Genomic DNA, 14267 nt, shown 5'->3' with positions numbered 1-14267 from the left:
GCGTATCACTGGACCGAGGCGGGCTCCTCACCGGTAGCGTCCTCGGGGGTCTCCACCACCTGCTCTTGCGGTGCCGCTTCCGTTTCTTCGCGCTGCGGTGCTAGCCCTTCCCATAGGCGCTGCTGCAGGGCGTTCTCCTCGCGCATCCGAGCGTTCACGAACTCCATGCTGTGCTCCTCGATCAGGGTGGGTTCATCGGACAGCAGCGACACGCCGAGACCTGCCCGGTGCCAGTCGATGGTGAAACCCATGGCTTCCAGGATGGTGGGGAAAACGTCCACCATGGACGCCTCCCGTGTCTGCCTGTCGACGGGGATTCCGGGTCCCAACAGCATGAAGGTATTGTCGCGCTTGCTCTGGATCAGCTGCTCCCAGGCCGAGACTCGCATGGTCAGGTGGTCGCTGGCGATGACCACCAGGGTATTTTCCAGCAGCCCCTCACTATCCAGGCGCTCGAGCAGGTCCCGGGCCAGCCAGGCCGAACACTCGACCGAATACAGGATATCTTCGCCATCGAATTCGCCCTGGCGATCGATACAGCGCTGGGCAGGATAGCCACGAGGGGCATGACCGGCCAGCGTGAGGTTGACCAAGCCCCAGGGGCCTTCCTCTTCGTTCAGGCGACGAATCTCCTCGACGGTGAAGTCGTAGAGCGAGTCGTCGTAGAGGCCCCAGTTGTTGAGGTAGTCGGGGTCGTCGAGGCGGGGCTGGAGGTCTTCGCGTCCCAGAATCGTTTCGAAGCCGTGATCCTGGTAAAACAGACCCTTGCCAGCGAAGGCAGTGCTGGCGCCGCCCATATAGGTGAGCCGATAGCCCTGCTCGGAGAGCAGGTCGCCCAGGCAGTCGACGCCGGGCACCACCGTTTCCAGCGGCGAGAACTGCCGATCATGTAGCAGGCCGGCTGGCATCAGTGGGGTGCCGCACTGGCTGGCGATCATGCCCGCCATGGTCCAGCCGGTATTGTCGAGCTGGTAGACACCCTCATAGACCAGACCCTCCTCGCCGATGGCCTCCAGGTCGGCATAGGCGTCGCCGAAACGTTCACGATCGGCATAGGTGCGCTCGATGCTTTCCAGATAGAGCAGCAGGAGATTGGGCGGGTCGTCCCGAGCGTCGAGAATCAACGGCTTTACGTATTGGCGGTCCATCCAGGCACCGTCATCGGTAACGATCGCCGCACCGCGCTGGGTTACACCATAGAGAAGGGGATTGCTGGCCAGCAGCAGCAGGGCCAGGAAAAATTCCACGCGACGCCAGCGGTGGTCGTGGCGGAGGAGCCAGAGAAACGATACGAAAAGAGCCGCCATGGAGAGCGTATAGAAGAAGGCGGCCCCGACCCGGCTGACACCGCCATGGTCGGCCATGCCGGCCTGAAGGTGGAAGAAGACGGCGCTCAGGTCGACGATACCGAAGCTTTCGGAAAGGTAGATGTAGAGTCCCCACAGCGCAATGGGTATCAATGCCCAGGACCAGATACGGGGGACGACGGGGCGCTGCGGGGAACGAGGCGCGCCCCAGCGAAGCCAGTATCCCAGGGCCAGCCAGGCCGCAGTGACGAAGGGGAGCCCCCAGATCGGCAGCCGTGTCAGGGAGGTGACGGAATAACCCAGACACAGGCCGATAATCAAAAGCGAACAACCACGGGGGAAGTTGATGTCTCGAAACGAGAAGGAAGAGGGCATGGCACAGTGCGCACGTAGTGAGTTCAGGTAGCAGCTTATCAAGTCGCGACCCATTTGCACCAAAAGTCGTGGTCCGTGCCCAGTGGTAGAAAGGTGTCGTTTGCCGCCCCGGCGCTGGCACCAGTAAACTGAGGCCCCGCTCAGCTGACAAGGAAGGGCCCATGAGCCTGGCTGCCGTATTGATCGTCAAGAACGAGGAGGCGCACCTCCGAGCCTGTTTGGAGACGCTGAGCTGGGCGGACGAGATCGTGGTGGTGGATGCCGGCAGTGTGGATGCCACCCGCAACATCGCCAGGGCCTTCACCGATAAGGTCGTGGTCGAGGACGACTGGCAGGGCTTCGGCGTGCAGCGCCAGCGCGCCGAGGCGCTGGTGGAGAGCGACTGGATCCTGATGATCGATGCCGACGAGCGGGTAACGCCCGAGCTGAGTGACAGCATCCTGGCCGCCGTGGCCTTGAACGAACCGGCCATCTATACGCTGCCGCGCCTCTCCTGGTGTTTCGGGGCCTTCATTCGCCACTCGGGCTGGTATCCGGATCGTGTGGCACGGCTCTATCCGCGCCAGCGTGCCGGGTACAACGCCTCCCTGGTGCACGAGAAGCTGGAAAATCCGGAGCGGCTGACGGTGAAACCGCTTCAGGGCGACCTGCTCCACTTCACCTACCGCGACCTGCGCCATTACCTGGAGAAGTCCGCCCACTACGCCCAGGCATGGGCCGAGCAGCGTGCGGCGCGGGGCAAGCGGGGCAGCCTGGCGGCCGGCATCGGGCATGGCATCGGCTGCTTTCTGCGCATGTATCTGTTCAAGGCCGGCTTCCTGGACGGGCGCCAGGGCCTGCTGCTGGCGTTGCTCTCGGCCCACTCGACCTTCGCCAAGTATGCTGACCTCTGGGTCAGGACTCGGACGTCGCCTCCTCCCGACGACGCACCAGGTCGCTGATGGCACTGGCCGCCGCGTCCAGGTCGATCGTGGCCATGTCGGACTCGGCGGCACCCGTCGGGGGGCTGAAGGCGAGGCGCCGCGACTCGCTGTTGCAGGTCTGCCAGCGCAGCGGGGTGGCGGAGCGGCGGGCCGGATAGAAGCCTGCGGTGGGCCGGTCGAGACAGCCGGCAATATGCAGTGGACCGGTGGAGCCGGCGATGAGCAGGTCGGCCGCCGCGAGAGCCATCGCGAAGTCGCCCAGCCCCTTCCGCGGCGGCAGCACGACCGCTTCGAGGCCATCGCCCACCAGGCGGTTGCGCAGCTCACCGGCGGTGGCCTCCTCGCCGGGCCCCGCCGTCATGACCCAGATGGGCCTGCCTTCGCCTGCGCGCTCATCGATCAGGCGAGCCAGCTCGGCGTACTGCCCGGGTGTCAGGTTCACCGCCGAGCCGCCGCTGCCGGCATGCAGATAGACCCAGGGGCGGGTCGTATCGATGCCCAGCTCCTGGCCGAGGAGGGCCCTCTGGGCGGTGGCCGTGCAGGCAGGAAGCGGCCAGTAGGGTGGTTCCGGGCGAGCGGCTGGCGCCATGCCCAGGGCGAGCAGCAACGCGTCGGCCAGCTCGACGTTGTAGACATACTCCGGCCGGGTGGAGCGGGACCTGCGTTGGGTGACGCGATGGTTGTAGAATAGCTGCGCCCACTTGGTGGCAGGCGCCAGGCGTAGTGGAATGCCGGCACGCCGGCCCAGCCAGCCGATACGCGGCGTCGAATAGAGGGTCAGCAGGGCCGCAAAGCGACCCGCTCGAAGCCGCTCCAGCAGAGAACGCTGCGCATCGCGACCGGCGTCGGCGCCCGGGTCCAGGATCACCTCGTCGACCCAGGGACACAGCCGGGCCAGAGGTGCCGTATAGGTTGGGACCAGGACGCAGACATGCAGGGTGGGCGCTGCGGCCTTGAGGCAGGCAAGCGCCGGCCAGGCCAGCATGAAGTCGCCGACCTTGTCGTTACGCACGACCAGTATACGGGGCGATTCGCGGGGATTGCCCCCGTTGGAAGAAGACGTCATCTGGGCTCCCGTGCCCCGGTGGCCGAAGAAGGAGACAACCTTGTCGCACAAGGTAATGCATATCTGCCTTTCGGATGGCTGGGGCGGACTGGAAATGTATCCTGGACGGATTATACCCGAGCTGAAGCGCCAGGGGTGGGAGCCCCATGGCCTCGCGCTTGCCGGCTCTGCGGTGGCTGCCAGCCTGGTCGAGGCGGGCATCGAACCGCTGACGGTGCCCAGCCGGGGTCGGGCACTGCTGCAGGTCGGCCGGGTGCTTGCGTACCTGAAACGACAGGGCATCGACGTGCTGCACTGCCACAAGTCCAGCGATTTGCGCTTGGGAGCCCTGCTGGCGACACTGAAGCCGGGGCTGAAGCTGTTCTTCACCGACCACATGGGGGTCACCCGCGCCAAGAAGGACCTCTACCACCGCTGGGCCTATGGCAGGGTCACCCGGCTGTTTGCCATCAGCGAAGCGACGCGGGCGCGCAATGTCGCGGCCTTCCCCCTGCCGGCGGACCGGATCAAGCGCCTCTATCTCGGCATCGACCCCGAGCCCTATCGCCCCCGGCTGAGCGAGGCGGTGTGCGACGCCCTGCGCCGCGAACTCGGTGTGCCTGCCACGAGTGTGGCCATCGGCCTGCCCGGTCGGCTGACCGATGGCAAGGGCCAGGACCTCTGGATCGAGGCGCTGGGCCTGCTGCGCGAGCGCTATCCGGATCTGGCCTGGCATGGCGTCGTCATCGGTGGCCTCACCGCCGCCGAGGGCAGCGATGAAGCCTATGTATCGCGGCTGCAGGCTCAAGTCGCGTCGTTGGGCCTGGAAACGCGAATTCACTTTGCCGGCTTTCGCCGCGACCTGCCGAGGCTGTTCGAAGCGCTGGATATCGTCTGCGTGCCGTCACGCAACGAGGCCTTCGGTCTCACGGTCATCGAGGCCATGGCCGCCGGCAAGGCCGTGGTCGGTACCGACAGCGGCGCCATTCCGGAGTTGCTCGATAATACATGCGGACGTCTGGCGTCACCGCAAGCCCCCGGGGACTGGGCCGAAGCCATGGCAGAGCTGGGGCGTGACCCCGAGCTGCGACGTCAGCTGGGGCAGGCGGCACGCCACCGGGTGCTGGCGGACTTTACCTTGGCGGCCCATGTGTCCAGCCTGGTCGAAGAGTATTCCCAGGCATAGCTCTTAGCCATAGCTTTTAGCAATAGCCCTTAACCATAGCTTCGACGAATCGTCGCACCGGCTTCGCCGGCGCCGAACTTCGCCAGGGAGCGGTCCAGGCGTCGAAGGTTGGCCTCCTGCCAGCTGCCGGGCGTGCGCAACCGGCAGCGATCCAGGTCGATCAGCCAGACACGCTCCTCGGCATCGACCAGCAGGTTGCGGGCATTGAGATCGACATGATCGAGGCCGGTGTCGTGGAAGCGACGGATGGTGCGACCCACCGCCTCGAGGAGTGCATCGCTGGCGCTGCCTTCGATGAGGCGGTCGGCAAGGGAGCGGGCGGCGGTAATGCGCACCGTGATCAGCGCCGCTTCATAGCAGAGTCCGTGGCGGGTGACGGCGGCGGCCACCGGCCTGGGCACGGGCAGGCCCCGGGCGTAGAGCTCGGCGGTCAGGCGCAGTTCGCGAAACGCTCGGGTTCGCTCCAGGCCGGTCCACAGGTAGCGTTGCCGGGCAAACCGCGCCACCAGCCCGCCGCGGCGGTAAGGGCGCAGCACCCACTGTGCGCCGTCCGCGTCGAGGAACAGGCTGCTGCCGCGGCCAGGCGCTTCGCCCAGCACACGGCCCGCTTCACGCCAATGGGCCGGCGAGAATAGCAGCGGGTCGATTTGTGGCGTCAGGTTGGCGTCACATAGACTGTCCGCATCATATAGAATGAAAACCTTTCCCGTCCGACATGTTGCCAAGTGCATGAAGCATCCTCTGCCTGCCCAACCTCGCCATATCGCCGTGCTGCGCCTCTCCGCACTGGGCGACCTGTGCAATCTGGTCCCCACCATCCGAGCGCTGCAGCGGCAGTGGCCCGATGTTCGCATCACCTGGATCATCGGCAAGGCGGAACACAGTCTACTGGCCGGCCTCTCGGGGGTCGAGTTCGTCGTCTACGACAAGGCCAGCGGCCTTGCCGGGATGCGGCGCCTGTGGCGCCAGCTCGGTGATACCCGCTTCGACGTGCTGTTGCACATGCAGCAGGCGCTGCGGGCCAGCGTACTCTCCCTGGGGCTGAAGGCCGACGTGCGGGTGGGGTTCGACAAGGCGCGGGCCAAGGATGCCCAGCACTGGTTCACCCATCGCCAGCTGGCGCCACATCCACAGGCCCATGTGCTGGAGTCGTTCATGGACTTCGCTCGCCTGCTGGGCGTCGAGGATCAGGGACTGGCGTGGGACCTGCCGGTGCCGGCCGAGGCCGAGGAGGAGGCCCGCAGGCTCACCGGTGACCACCCCTACCTGCTGATGAGCCCCTGTGCCAATCCACGGCTGCGCAACTTCCGCAACTGGTCCGCCGAGGGCTATGCGGCGGTCATCGAGCACGCCTGGGCACAGTTCGGCCTGAAAACGGCTCTCACAGGCGGTGGCAGCACCCAGGAGCGGGAAGTGGGCGAGCGCATTCGGGCATTGAGTCGAGCGGAGGCGGTGATCGACGTCATCGGCGAAAGCTCGCTCAAGGGCCTGCTGGCCCTCATCGGCCGGGCACGGGTGGTGATCGCCCCCGATTCCGGGCCGGTGCATATGGCCAACGCCATGGGTACCCCGGTCATCGGTCTGTATGCCACCACCAATCCCGACCGGGCGGCGCCCTACCTGTGGCGCGAGCATGTGGTCGATCGCTACCCCGAGGCGGTACGCACCTACCTCCACAAGGAGCCCGATGAGATCACCTGGGGCCAGCGCGTGCGTCATCCCGACGCCATGTCCCTGGTTCGTGTCGACGATGTCGTGCAACGGCTCGATGCATTGCTGACAGGGCCGAACGAGAGCAAGGAAACGGAGACACCCGATGAAGCTTGATCTGACTGCGCTGGAGCAGGCACATGTACTGGTGGTAGGGGATGTGATGCTCGACCGGTACTGGCACGGCGCCACCTCACGTATCTCGCCGGAGGCGCCGGTACCGGTGGTCCGGGTCGAAGAGTGCGAGGACCGCCCCGGTGGCGCGGCCAACGTGGCGCTCAACATCGCCTCCCTGGGGGCTCACGCGGCCCTGAGCGGCATGGTCGGTGACGATGACAATGCCCGGCGCCTCATCGCCCGCATGGAGGCCGCCGGGGTGGAGACCTACTTCGAGAGCAGCGCAGGCATCCCCACCATCACCAAGCTGCGGGTGATGAGCCGCAACCAGCAGCTGATTCGTCTCGACTTCGAGGATGGCCTGGAAAATGTCGACACCTCCGGCCTGCTGGCCCGGGTAGAGCAGGGCCTGCCCGATAGCGACCTGGTGATCCTCTCCGACTACGGCAAGGGGACCCTCAATCAGGTGGAGGCGTTGATCCAGCGGGTGAAGGCTGCGGGGAAGCGCGTACTGGTCGATCCCAAGGGCAGCGATTTCCGCAAGTACCGGGGGGCCAGTGTGATCACGCCCAACCTGGCCGAGTTCGAAGGTGTGGTCGGTCACTGCCGCGACGACGCCGAGCTGGCTGCCCGGGGCGAGGCGCTGTGCGTGGAGCTCGAACTCGAGGCCCTGCTGATCACCCGCAGCGAGAAGGGCATGACGCTGATCCGGGCCGGGCACGACCCCCTGCATATTCCCACCCGGGCCCGCGAGGTCTACGACGTGACCGGTGCCGGCGACACCGTGATCGGCGTGCTGGGGCTGGCGCTGGCCGCCGGCCACGGTTTCCCCGAGGCCATGACCCTGGCCAACCTGGCCGCCGGCCTGGTGGTGGCCAAGCCGGGCACGGCGACGCTCTCCATCGCCGAGCTCTACACGGCCCTGCACGGCGACAAGCTGGCCGAGTTCGGTGTGATCGAGGAGCCCGCGTTGATCGAGGCGGTGCGGGCCGCCCAGGCCCGCGGCGAGCGGGTGGTGATGACCAACGGCTGCTTCGATATCCTGCATGCCGGTCATGTGGCCTACCTGGAGCATGCCCGCCGGCTCGGCGATCGACTGATCGTGGCGGTCAACGACGACGCCTCCATTGGTCGTCTCAAGGGCCCCAAGCGGCCCATCAACCCGCTGCTGCGGCGCATGCAGGTCCTGGCGGGGCTGGGGGCGGTGGACTGGGTGGTGCCCTTCGGGGAAGACACGCCGCAGCGCTTGATCGAGGCGGTACTCCCGGATGTGCTGGTCAAGGGCGGCGACTATCGCCCCGAGGAGATCGCCGGCGGCGATGCGGTCCGTGCCGCCGGCGGCGAGGTGATGGTGCTGGGCTTCGAGGACGGCGTGTCGACCACGGCGATGATCTCGACGATCCTGGATCGCGAGAGCTGATGCAACGCCGAGGCCGACCCTGGGCACGCCACCTCTATTCGACGGCGCTCTATCTGCTCTCACCGCTGATATGGCAGCGCGTCTGGCGTGAGCAAGCGCTCACAAACCCCCGGCGGGAGCGGCTCGGGCTGTTGCCCCGTCGGTCCGCCGTGGAGCCTGGCATCTGGCTGCACTGCGCTTCGGTGGGGGAAGTCCTGGCGGCCAGGCCGCTGATCGAGGCCCTGCTGGCTCGCTACCCCGAGCACCGCCTGATCGTCACCACCATGACCGCGACCGGCGCCGAGCGTGTCCTCGCCCTGAGCCAGGCGCTGCGAGAGTCGGCGACCCCAGATGCGGCCGATGGACCGCTCGACCACCACTTCGTGCCACTGGACTTTCCCGGTGCGACCCGCCGCTTCATCGACCGGTTGAATCCGGCGCTGGCGATCTTCTTCGAGACCGAACTCTGGCCCAACCTGCTGGCGGCCTGCCACCAACAAGGAATACCGACGGCGGTGGTGAATGGACGTCTCTCCCCCCGGGCCTACCGCGGCTATCGCCGGCTGCGTCCGCTGATGCAGGATGCCCTGAGCCACGTTGACTGGCTTGCCGCCAAGTCCGCTGCCGATGCCGAGCGTTACCGGTCGCTGGGCATGGCCCAGGTGGCTATCGATGTGGTGGGCTCGCTGAAGTACGACCTGACACCCACCGCCGGGACCGAGGCATTGAGCCGACAGCTAAGTCTCAGACTTGGCTCGCGCCCGGTATGGGCCGCCGGCTCCACTCACCCGGGCGAAGAGGAGCTGCTGCTGCAGGCCCATGCCCGGCTCCGACAACATTACCCCTCGGCCCTGCTGATCCTGGTGCCCCGCCACCCCCAACGCTTCGATGCCGTGGCGGCCCTGTGCCAGGAGCGCGGCCTGGCCATGGCACGCCGCTCCCGGGATGAGCTGCCTGACGCCCGTACGGCGGTCTACCTGGGCGACACCATGGGGGAGCTGCTCTCTCTCTACGGCGCGGCGGACCTGGCCTTCGTCGGCGGCAGCCTGGTGCCGATCGGTGGACACAATTTGCTGGAGCCAGCGGCCATGGGGGTGCCCGTGCTCACGGGACCCGAGCTTGCCAATTTCGAGGACGTGGCGGAGACACTGCGTGAAGCCGCCGCCCTGGTGGAAGTCCCCGACAGCGAAGCCCTGGCCGAGGCGCTGGTCGCCCTGTTCATCGATGAAGCCGAACGCCATCGTCTGGCCGAGGCCGGCCAGGCGGTGATGGCGGCGAACCGGGGCGCCCTGGGGCGCACCATGTCCGGTTTGTCTGCGCTGCTGGGTGAGTAAGTGCTTACTTCCATGATCTGGAGTCGCGTCTGGATTCGCCTGCCTGAAAGCCAGCGGAATGATCCCGGTATCCGGGCGCCTCAGGCCGACGTCAGCCGCTCCACGCCGGCGTCGCTGCCCAGCAGCAGCACGTCGGCCCCACGGGCGGCAAACAGGCCGTTGGTGACCACACCGACGATGGCATTGATCCTGGCCTCCATGGCCACCGGGTCGTCGATCATGAATTCGTAGCAGTCGAGAATCTGGTTGCCGTTGTCGGTGACCACCCCTTCGCGATAGACCGGATCTGCGCCCAGCTTGACCAGCTCGCGGGCGACATAGGAGCGTGCCATGGGTATCACCTCCACCGGCAGCGGGAAGTCGCCCAGCCGTTCCACGCGCTTCGAGGCATCGGCAATGCAGATGAACCGGTCGGCGCAGGCGGCGACGATCTTCTCGCGGGTGAGGGCCGCCCCGCCGCCCTTGATCATGTGAAGGTGAGCGTTCACTTCGTCCGCACCGTCGATGTAGTAAGGCACGGTGCCGACGCTGTTGAGTTCGAATACCTCGATGCCATGACCGCGCAGGCGCTCGGCACTGGCCTCGGAGCTGGCCACCGCGCCCTTGAAGTCGTCGCGTAGCCGGGCCAGGCGATCGATGAACCGATTGGCGGTAGAGCCGGTGCCGATGCCGAGAATGGTATCGCGCTCGAGCCAGGGCTCGATCTCGTCGATGGCGGCTGCGGCTACTGCGTCCTTCAGTTCGTCCTGGGTCATGTGATGCTCGCTGTCTGTGATGAGTGGCGATTGCCGCGACATTATAGGCCAGTGGCCCTCTTCTGCCGATGGCAGCATCGCTCTGCACTGTTCCGTCGACAGGGCTGCGAGGAGGCGCCCTCCCCCCGGCGTCCCTCGCTAAGGGTGACTCCGATTATCCTGGTCCTGCAGCCTGTGCGCTGGACGCCATGCCTGCGAGGATGCTACCAATAGGGGTTCTCTGCACTGCAGCACAGCCCTCCGCGTCACTCCTCTGGGATATCAGGATGCTAGAAGCCACCGTCAAGAAGATTCTCCAGGCCCGGGTCTATGAAGCTGCCCGGGAAACGCCGATTTCACCGGCCCCCTTCCTCTCGCGGCGCTTCAACAACACCATCCTGATCAAGCGGGAGGACCTGCAGCCGGTCTACTCCTTCAAGATCCGCGGCGCCTACAACAAGATGGCGCAGCTGACCGAGGAGCAGAAGGCCAAGGGGGTCATTGCGGCGTCGGCAGGCAACCATGCCCAGGGGCTCGCCATGGCGGCGAAACTGATGGGCGTCAAGGCCATCATCGTCATGCCGCGCATCACCCCTGAGATCAAGGTCCAGGCGGTACGCGCCCGGGGCGCCAAGGTGGTGCTCAAGGGCGATGCCTTCGCCGCCGCGGCCGAGCACGCCCAGGAGCTGATCGCCGAGCACGGCTACACCTATATCCCCCCTTTTGACGACATCGATGTCATCGCCGGCCAGGGCACCATCGCCATGGAGATCCTCCACCAGCACAGTGGGCCACTGGATGCCATTTTCGTGCCGGTGGGCGGCGGGGGCCTGATCGCCGGGGTGGCGGCCTACATCAAGTATCTGCGCCCCGATATCAAGGTCATTGGCGTGGAAGCCGAGGACAGCGCATGCCTCAAGGCAGCGCTAGCCGCAGGCAAGCGCGTGACACTCAGCCAGGTTGGCGTCTTCGCCGAAGGCGTGGCGGTGGCGCAGATCGGCAAGGTGCCGTTCAAGATCGTGCGCGATCTGGTCGACGACGTCATCACTGTCACCGCCGACGAGATGTGCGCCGCGGTGAAAGACATTTTTGATGACACCCGGGCGGTGTCGGAAACCTCCGGCGCCCTCTCTCTGGCGGGCCTGAAGAAGTATATTCAGCAAACCGGCGTCGAAGGCCAGACCCTGCTGTGCATCAACTCCGGGGCCAATACCAATTTCGATCGTCTGCAGCACATTGCCGAGCGTACCGAGCTCGGCGAGCAGCGCGAGGCGATCCTGGCCGTGACCATTCCCGAAAAGCCCGGCAGTTTCAAGAAGTTCTGCAAGACGCTTGGCCGGCGCATGGTGACTGAGTTCAACTATCGCTATGCCGACCCCGAGGCGGCCCATATCTTCGTCGGGGTTCAGGTCAAGCCGGGCGGCGAGGATCGCCAGGCGGTGATTGAGAAGCTGCGCGAGGCAGGCTATCCGGTAGAGGACCTCACCGACAACGAGCTGGCCAAGCTGCATATTCGCCACCTGGGCGGCGGTCGGCCCAAGGAGCACTTCGAGGAGGAGGTCTACCGCTTCGAGTTCCCCGAGCGCCCCGGTGCCTTGATGAACTTCCTCACCCATCTGCCCCAGGACTGGAACATATCGCTGTTCCACTACCGCAACCACGGTGCCGCCTATGGCCGGGTGCTGGTGGGCATGCAGGTGCCTAACGGCGACCGCTGCCATGTGGAGGAGTACTTCGACGAAATTGGCTACCGCTATTGGAAGGAGTCCGACAACCCGGCCTATCGCCTTTTCATGGCCTGAGCAGCGAGCCTCGTCCCGCCTGCCCAAGTTAGTAGCGGCTTACAGCAAAGCCCCGAAATGGCGAGGGTTTCATTATGTAATCGACGCCTGAATCGGTTGTATTGGCGGTGCCTCAGGGCCTATAGTCCCCCTGTCGCGGTACGCTGCGGCGCCTTCCATGCAGACAATTCAGGGGAGCAGGCAATGAAGCGAAAGCCCGATCTGGTCATGGCACTGGTGCTGGCCTTCGGCATTGGCGTTGTGGTGACTGGCTATGCCCAGGCGCTGACGGGTGGGTAATACGGCAGTCAGTGCCATGATCAGATAAAGCAGGATCAAAAAAACAATGTTCTAGAACAAGCCGGCCGGTGCTCATGCAACGGCCGGCTTTTTCATGACAGGTTTTTCACCTGCGGGGGCGAACGACCCGCTTGTCGGTGACGATGGCGTCCAGCGGAACGTCCCAGGGGGCAACCGGTAGCCGCTCCACCCGCTGGCAGTCGTGGGCCAGGCCGATCAGCCGCGGCCGAGGGCCACGACGGCGGGGAAACGCCAGGCTGCGGTCGTAGAAGCCGCCACCCATGCCCATGCGCTCGCCCTGGTCGTCGAAGCCCACCAGGGGCAGCAGGATAAGATCCAGGGCCCAGGTCGACAGGCGTCGTGCCCGGTGGGCGCCGTGCCGCGTCTCGGGTTCGGGAATGCCGAACCGATTGCGAACCATGGGTGTGCCCCGGTGATAGTGAACGAACCACAGGGTGTTGTGCGACAGGGGCTTGAGTACCGGCAGGTAGGCCCGGGCCGAGCGGCTCGCCAGCCAGGATAGCAGCGGCTGCGGGGCGATTTCACCGTCGTTGGGCAGGTAGAGCGCCACGCGGCGGGCGCGAACCACTTCGGGCAGCCGGCGCAGGCGACGGCAGAGCGCCTGCGCCGCGGCGTGCTGTTCACGCGGGCTGAGCGATCGGCGACGGCGCCGCAAGGCCTGGCGCAACTGGCGCCGGGAGTCGGGCAGATCGGATGAGAAGGGATTGGACAGGTTGCTCATGATGCGATGGGGTTCCCCAGAGTGCCGCTGTCATTCTGGCCCTTGAACCCTTGGTTCAAGGTGGGTGGCCGCAGCCGAACCGTCAGGCTTTCCGTCGCACGGACATGCACACGGGTCCGGCTAGCAAATGGCCGCCCTGGGTATTGCGCATAGGCTCGAGGGACTATAACGACTGGCCAACACCCCAGGGAACACCTTCATCGTATCAGAGCTGGCCAGTCCGTCCAATGTCATTCGGCGGTGACCCGATCAGGCGGCAACGTATTCGCCAGGGCGCGCTCCAGTTGCTCGCTGAGTCGGTTGAGCTCCTGTTCGCCGCTGCGACGCTCTTCCAGCACTTCCAGCAACTCGTGGGCAATATTGAGTGCCGCCATCAGGGCGACGCGTTCGCTACCCAACAGGGTATTCTGGGAATGGATGCCAAGCATGGCTCGGTCCAGGTAGCGCGCGGCACGGTCCAGCTTGTGCTCTTCGCCTGGATTGCAGGCGAACACATAGTGGCGACCCAGCAGGGTTATCTCGGCGGTTGGCCGAGAGGCGTCATCGCTCATGGAGGGCTCCGGTGTCGGCTTGTCAGCCCGATGCGTTAACATCCTATCAATCAAGACGTGGCATCCGGACACTATAAGAGAGGCTCTCACGGGCGGTCAACGCGCGGTGGGATGGTCCGGATGCCCCACTTCACAGCCTGTCATACGGAAGTTGTCATGTCATCGATCGACGAACGGCCCGATTTTTCCACCATCGCCGACCTGTTCCTGCTGCACGGCAGCATGCAGTCGCCCGCTTTTCTCGACGGCAGGCTCTGCGCCTCGCTGGCCCTGAACGAGCTGAGCGCCAGTGGCTGGCTGGAGGAGGTCTGCCTGGGACTGGGGGTAGAGCAGCCAAGGGACCGTGAAAGCGGTGAATCCCTGCTGGAGTGGCGGCGACTCACCCTGGAGACGCTGGCGGACAGTTCGCTGAATTACGAGCCGCTGCTGCCCGATGAACTCTACTCCCTGGCCGAGCGCGCCCAGGGGCTGCGTGAATGGACGCTGGGGTTTCTCGAGGTGATCGAGGATGCCGGCTCCGAGCCCCGCGAGGGCTGGTCGGCGCCACTGCGCGAAGCCATCGATGACCTGACGGCACTGGCCGCCATGGATACCGATATCGATGACAGCGCCGAGAACGAGAATGACCTCTTCGCGCTGACCGAACACGCCCGCATGGCCGCCATGCTGCTGTATACCGAACAGCGGCCGGGGCAGCCGCAGGTGGAAGCGGGTGAGCCCACCCAGCACTGACCGCCCGAGTCCCAGAAGTCTCCCTACCGAT

General features: G+C 65.8%; 13 protein-coding genes and 1 other RNA gene. 7 read left to right on the top strand and 7 right to left on the bottom strand.

What is annotated here, in order from left to right; all coding sequences use genetic code 11:
• Positions 1-5 precede the first annotated feature (5 nt).
• Positions 6-1682, bottom strand: coding sequence for a sulfatase-like hydrolase/transferase (locus LOKO_RS05315; protein ID WP_066452235.1), 1677 nt, complete (start codon positions 1680-1682; stop codon positions 6-8).
• Between the two features lie 161 nt (positions 1683-1843).
• Between LOKO_RS05315 and LOKO_RS05310 the strand changes: the two genes are divergently transcribed.
• The gene (locus tag LOKO_RS05310; protein WP_066446022.1) at positions 1844-2623 is read left to right on the top strand and encodes a glycosyltransferase family 2 protein; all 780 of its coding nucleotides are present in this window, start codon (positions 1844-1846) and stop codon (positions 2621-2623) included.
• Here LOKO_RS05310 and LOKO_RS05305 read toward each other — a convergent pair.
• Complete coding sequence (locus LOKO_RS05305) at positions 2577-3671, bottom strand: glycosyltransferase family 9 protein (protein ID WP_066446020.1); 1095 nt, start codon at positions 3669-3671, stop codon at positions 2577-2579. The two genes, LOKO_RS05310 and LOKO_RS05305, sit on opposite strands and share 47 nt — an antisense overlap.
• Before the next feature lie 40 nt (positions 3672-3711).
• On the opposite strand from LOKO_RS05305, the gene LOKO_RS05300 reads away from it, so the two are divergent.
• A complete protein-coding gene (locus LOKO_RS05300) occupies positions 3712-4836 on the top strand; it encodes a glycosyltransferase family 4 protein (protein WP_235588943.1) in 1125 nt (374 codons plus the stop codon).
• Between the two features lie 29 nt (positions 4837-4865).
• Here the strand turns inward: LOKO_RS05300 and LOKO_RS05295 are convergent, their stop codons facing one another.
• On the bottom strand, positions 4866-5567 hold the full coding sequence (locus LOKO_RS05295) for a 3-deoxy-D-manno-octulosonic acid kinase (protein WP_066446015.1): 702 nt from the start codon (positions 5565-5567) through the stop codon (positions 4866-4868).
• On the opposite strand from LOKO_RS05295, the gene LOKO_RS05290 reads away from it, so the two are divergent.
• The 3 genes from LOKO_RS05290 to waaA are packed head-to-tail and all read left to right on the top strand — an operon-like array spanning position 5566 to position 9396.
• Positions 5566-6663 (top strand): glycosyltransferase family 9 protein, encoded by a 1098-nt coding sequence (locus tag LOKO_RS05290; RefSeq protein WP_066446013.1) that lies wholly within the window; start codon positions 5566-5568, stop codon positions 6661-6663. The two genes, LOKO_RS05295 and LOKO_RS05290, sit on opposite strands and share 2 nt — an antisense overlap.
• The gene (gene hldE / locus LOKO_RS05285) at positions 6653-8083 is read left to right on the top strand and encodes a bifunctional D-glycero-beta-D-manno-heptose-7-phosphate kinase/D-glycero-beta-D-manno-heptose 1-phosphate adenylyltransferase HldE (protein ID WP_066446012.1); all 1431 of its coding nucleotides are present in this window, start codon (positions 6653-6655) and stop codon (positions 8081-8083) included. The genes LOKO_RS05290 and hldE overlap by 11 nt, the downstream gene beginning before the upstream one ends.
• Complete coding sequence (gene waaA, locus LOKO_RS05280) at positions 8083-9396, top strand: lipid IV(A) 3-deoxy-D-manno-octulosonic acid transferase (RefSeq protein WP_066446010.1); 1314 nt, start codon at positions 8083-8085, stop codon at positions 9394-9396. The genes hldE and waaA overlap by 1 nt, the downstream gene beginning before the upstream one ends.
• 80 nt (positions 9397-9476) lie before the next feature.
• On the opposite strand, the gene rpiA is transcribed toward waaA, so the two are convergent.
• Entirely contained in the window at positions 9477-10151 is a 675-nt protein-coding gene (rpiA, locus tag LOKO_RS05275) for a ribose-5-phosphate isomerase RpiA (RefSeq protein ID WP_066446008.1), read from the bottom strand.
• Between the two features lie 266 nt (positions 10152-10417).
• On the opposite strand from rpiA, the gene ilvA reads away from it, so the two are divergent.
• The gene (ilvA, locus tag LOKO_RS05270; RefSeq protein ID WP_066446004.1) at positions 10418-11932 is read left to right on the top strand and encodes a threonine ammonia-lyase, biosynthetic; all 1515 of its coding nucleotides are present in this window, start codon (positions 10418-10420) and stop codon (positions 11930-11932) included.
• 385 nt (positions 11933-12317) lie between these two features.
• On the opposite strand, the gene LOKO_RS05265 is transcribed toward ilvA, so the two are convergent.
• The 3 genes from LOKO_RS05265 to LOKO_RS05255 all read right to left on the bottom strand — a co-directional run bounded on the left by LOKO_RS05265 (position 12318) and on the right by LOKO_RS05255 (position 13504).
• Complete coding sequence (locus LOKO_RS05265; protein WP_066445995.1) at positions 12318-12953, bottom strand: 5-formyltetrahydrofolate cyclo-ligase; 636 nt, start codon at positions 12951-12953, stop codon at positions 12318-12320.
• A 9-nt stretch (positions 12954-12962) separates the two neighbouring features.
• Positions 12963-13147: non-coding RNA, 6S RNA (gene ssrS, locus LOKO_RS05260), on the bottom strand.
• A 36-nt stretch (positions 13148-13183) separates the two neighbouring features.
• Complete coding sequence (locus LOKO_RS05255) at positions 13184-13504, bottom strand: cell division protein ZapA (RefSeq protein WP_066445993.1); 321 nt, start codon at positions 13502-13504, stop codon at positions 13184-13186.
• A 156-nt stretch (positions 13505-13660) separates the two neighbouring features.
• Here LOKO_RS05255 and LOKO_RS05250 point away from each other — a divergent pair, with 156 nt between their 5' ends.
• Entirely contained in the window at positions 13661-14236 is a 576-nt protein-coding gene (locus tag LOKO_RS05250) for a UPF0149 family protein (protein WP_066445990.1), read from the top strand.
• Positions 14237-14267 lie beyond the last annotated feature (31 nt).

The sequence above is a fragment of the Halomonas chromatireducens genome, assembly GCF_001545155.1.
Lineage (GTDB): Bacteria > Pseudomonadota > Gammaproteobacteria > Pseudomonadales > Halomonadaceae > Halomonas > Halomonas chromatireducens.
Note: the sequence above shows the minus strand (reverse complement) of the source record. Positions and strands in the feature narration are given on the sequence as shown.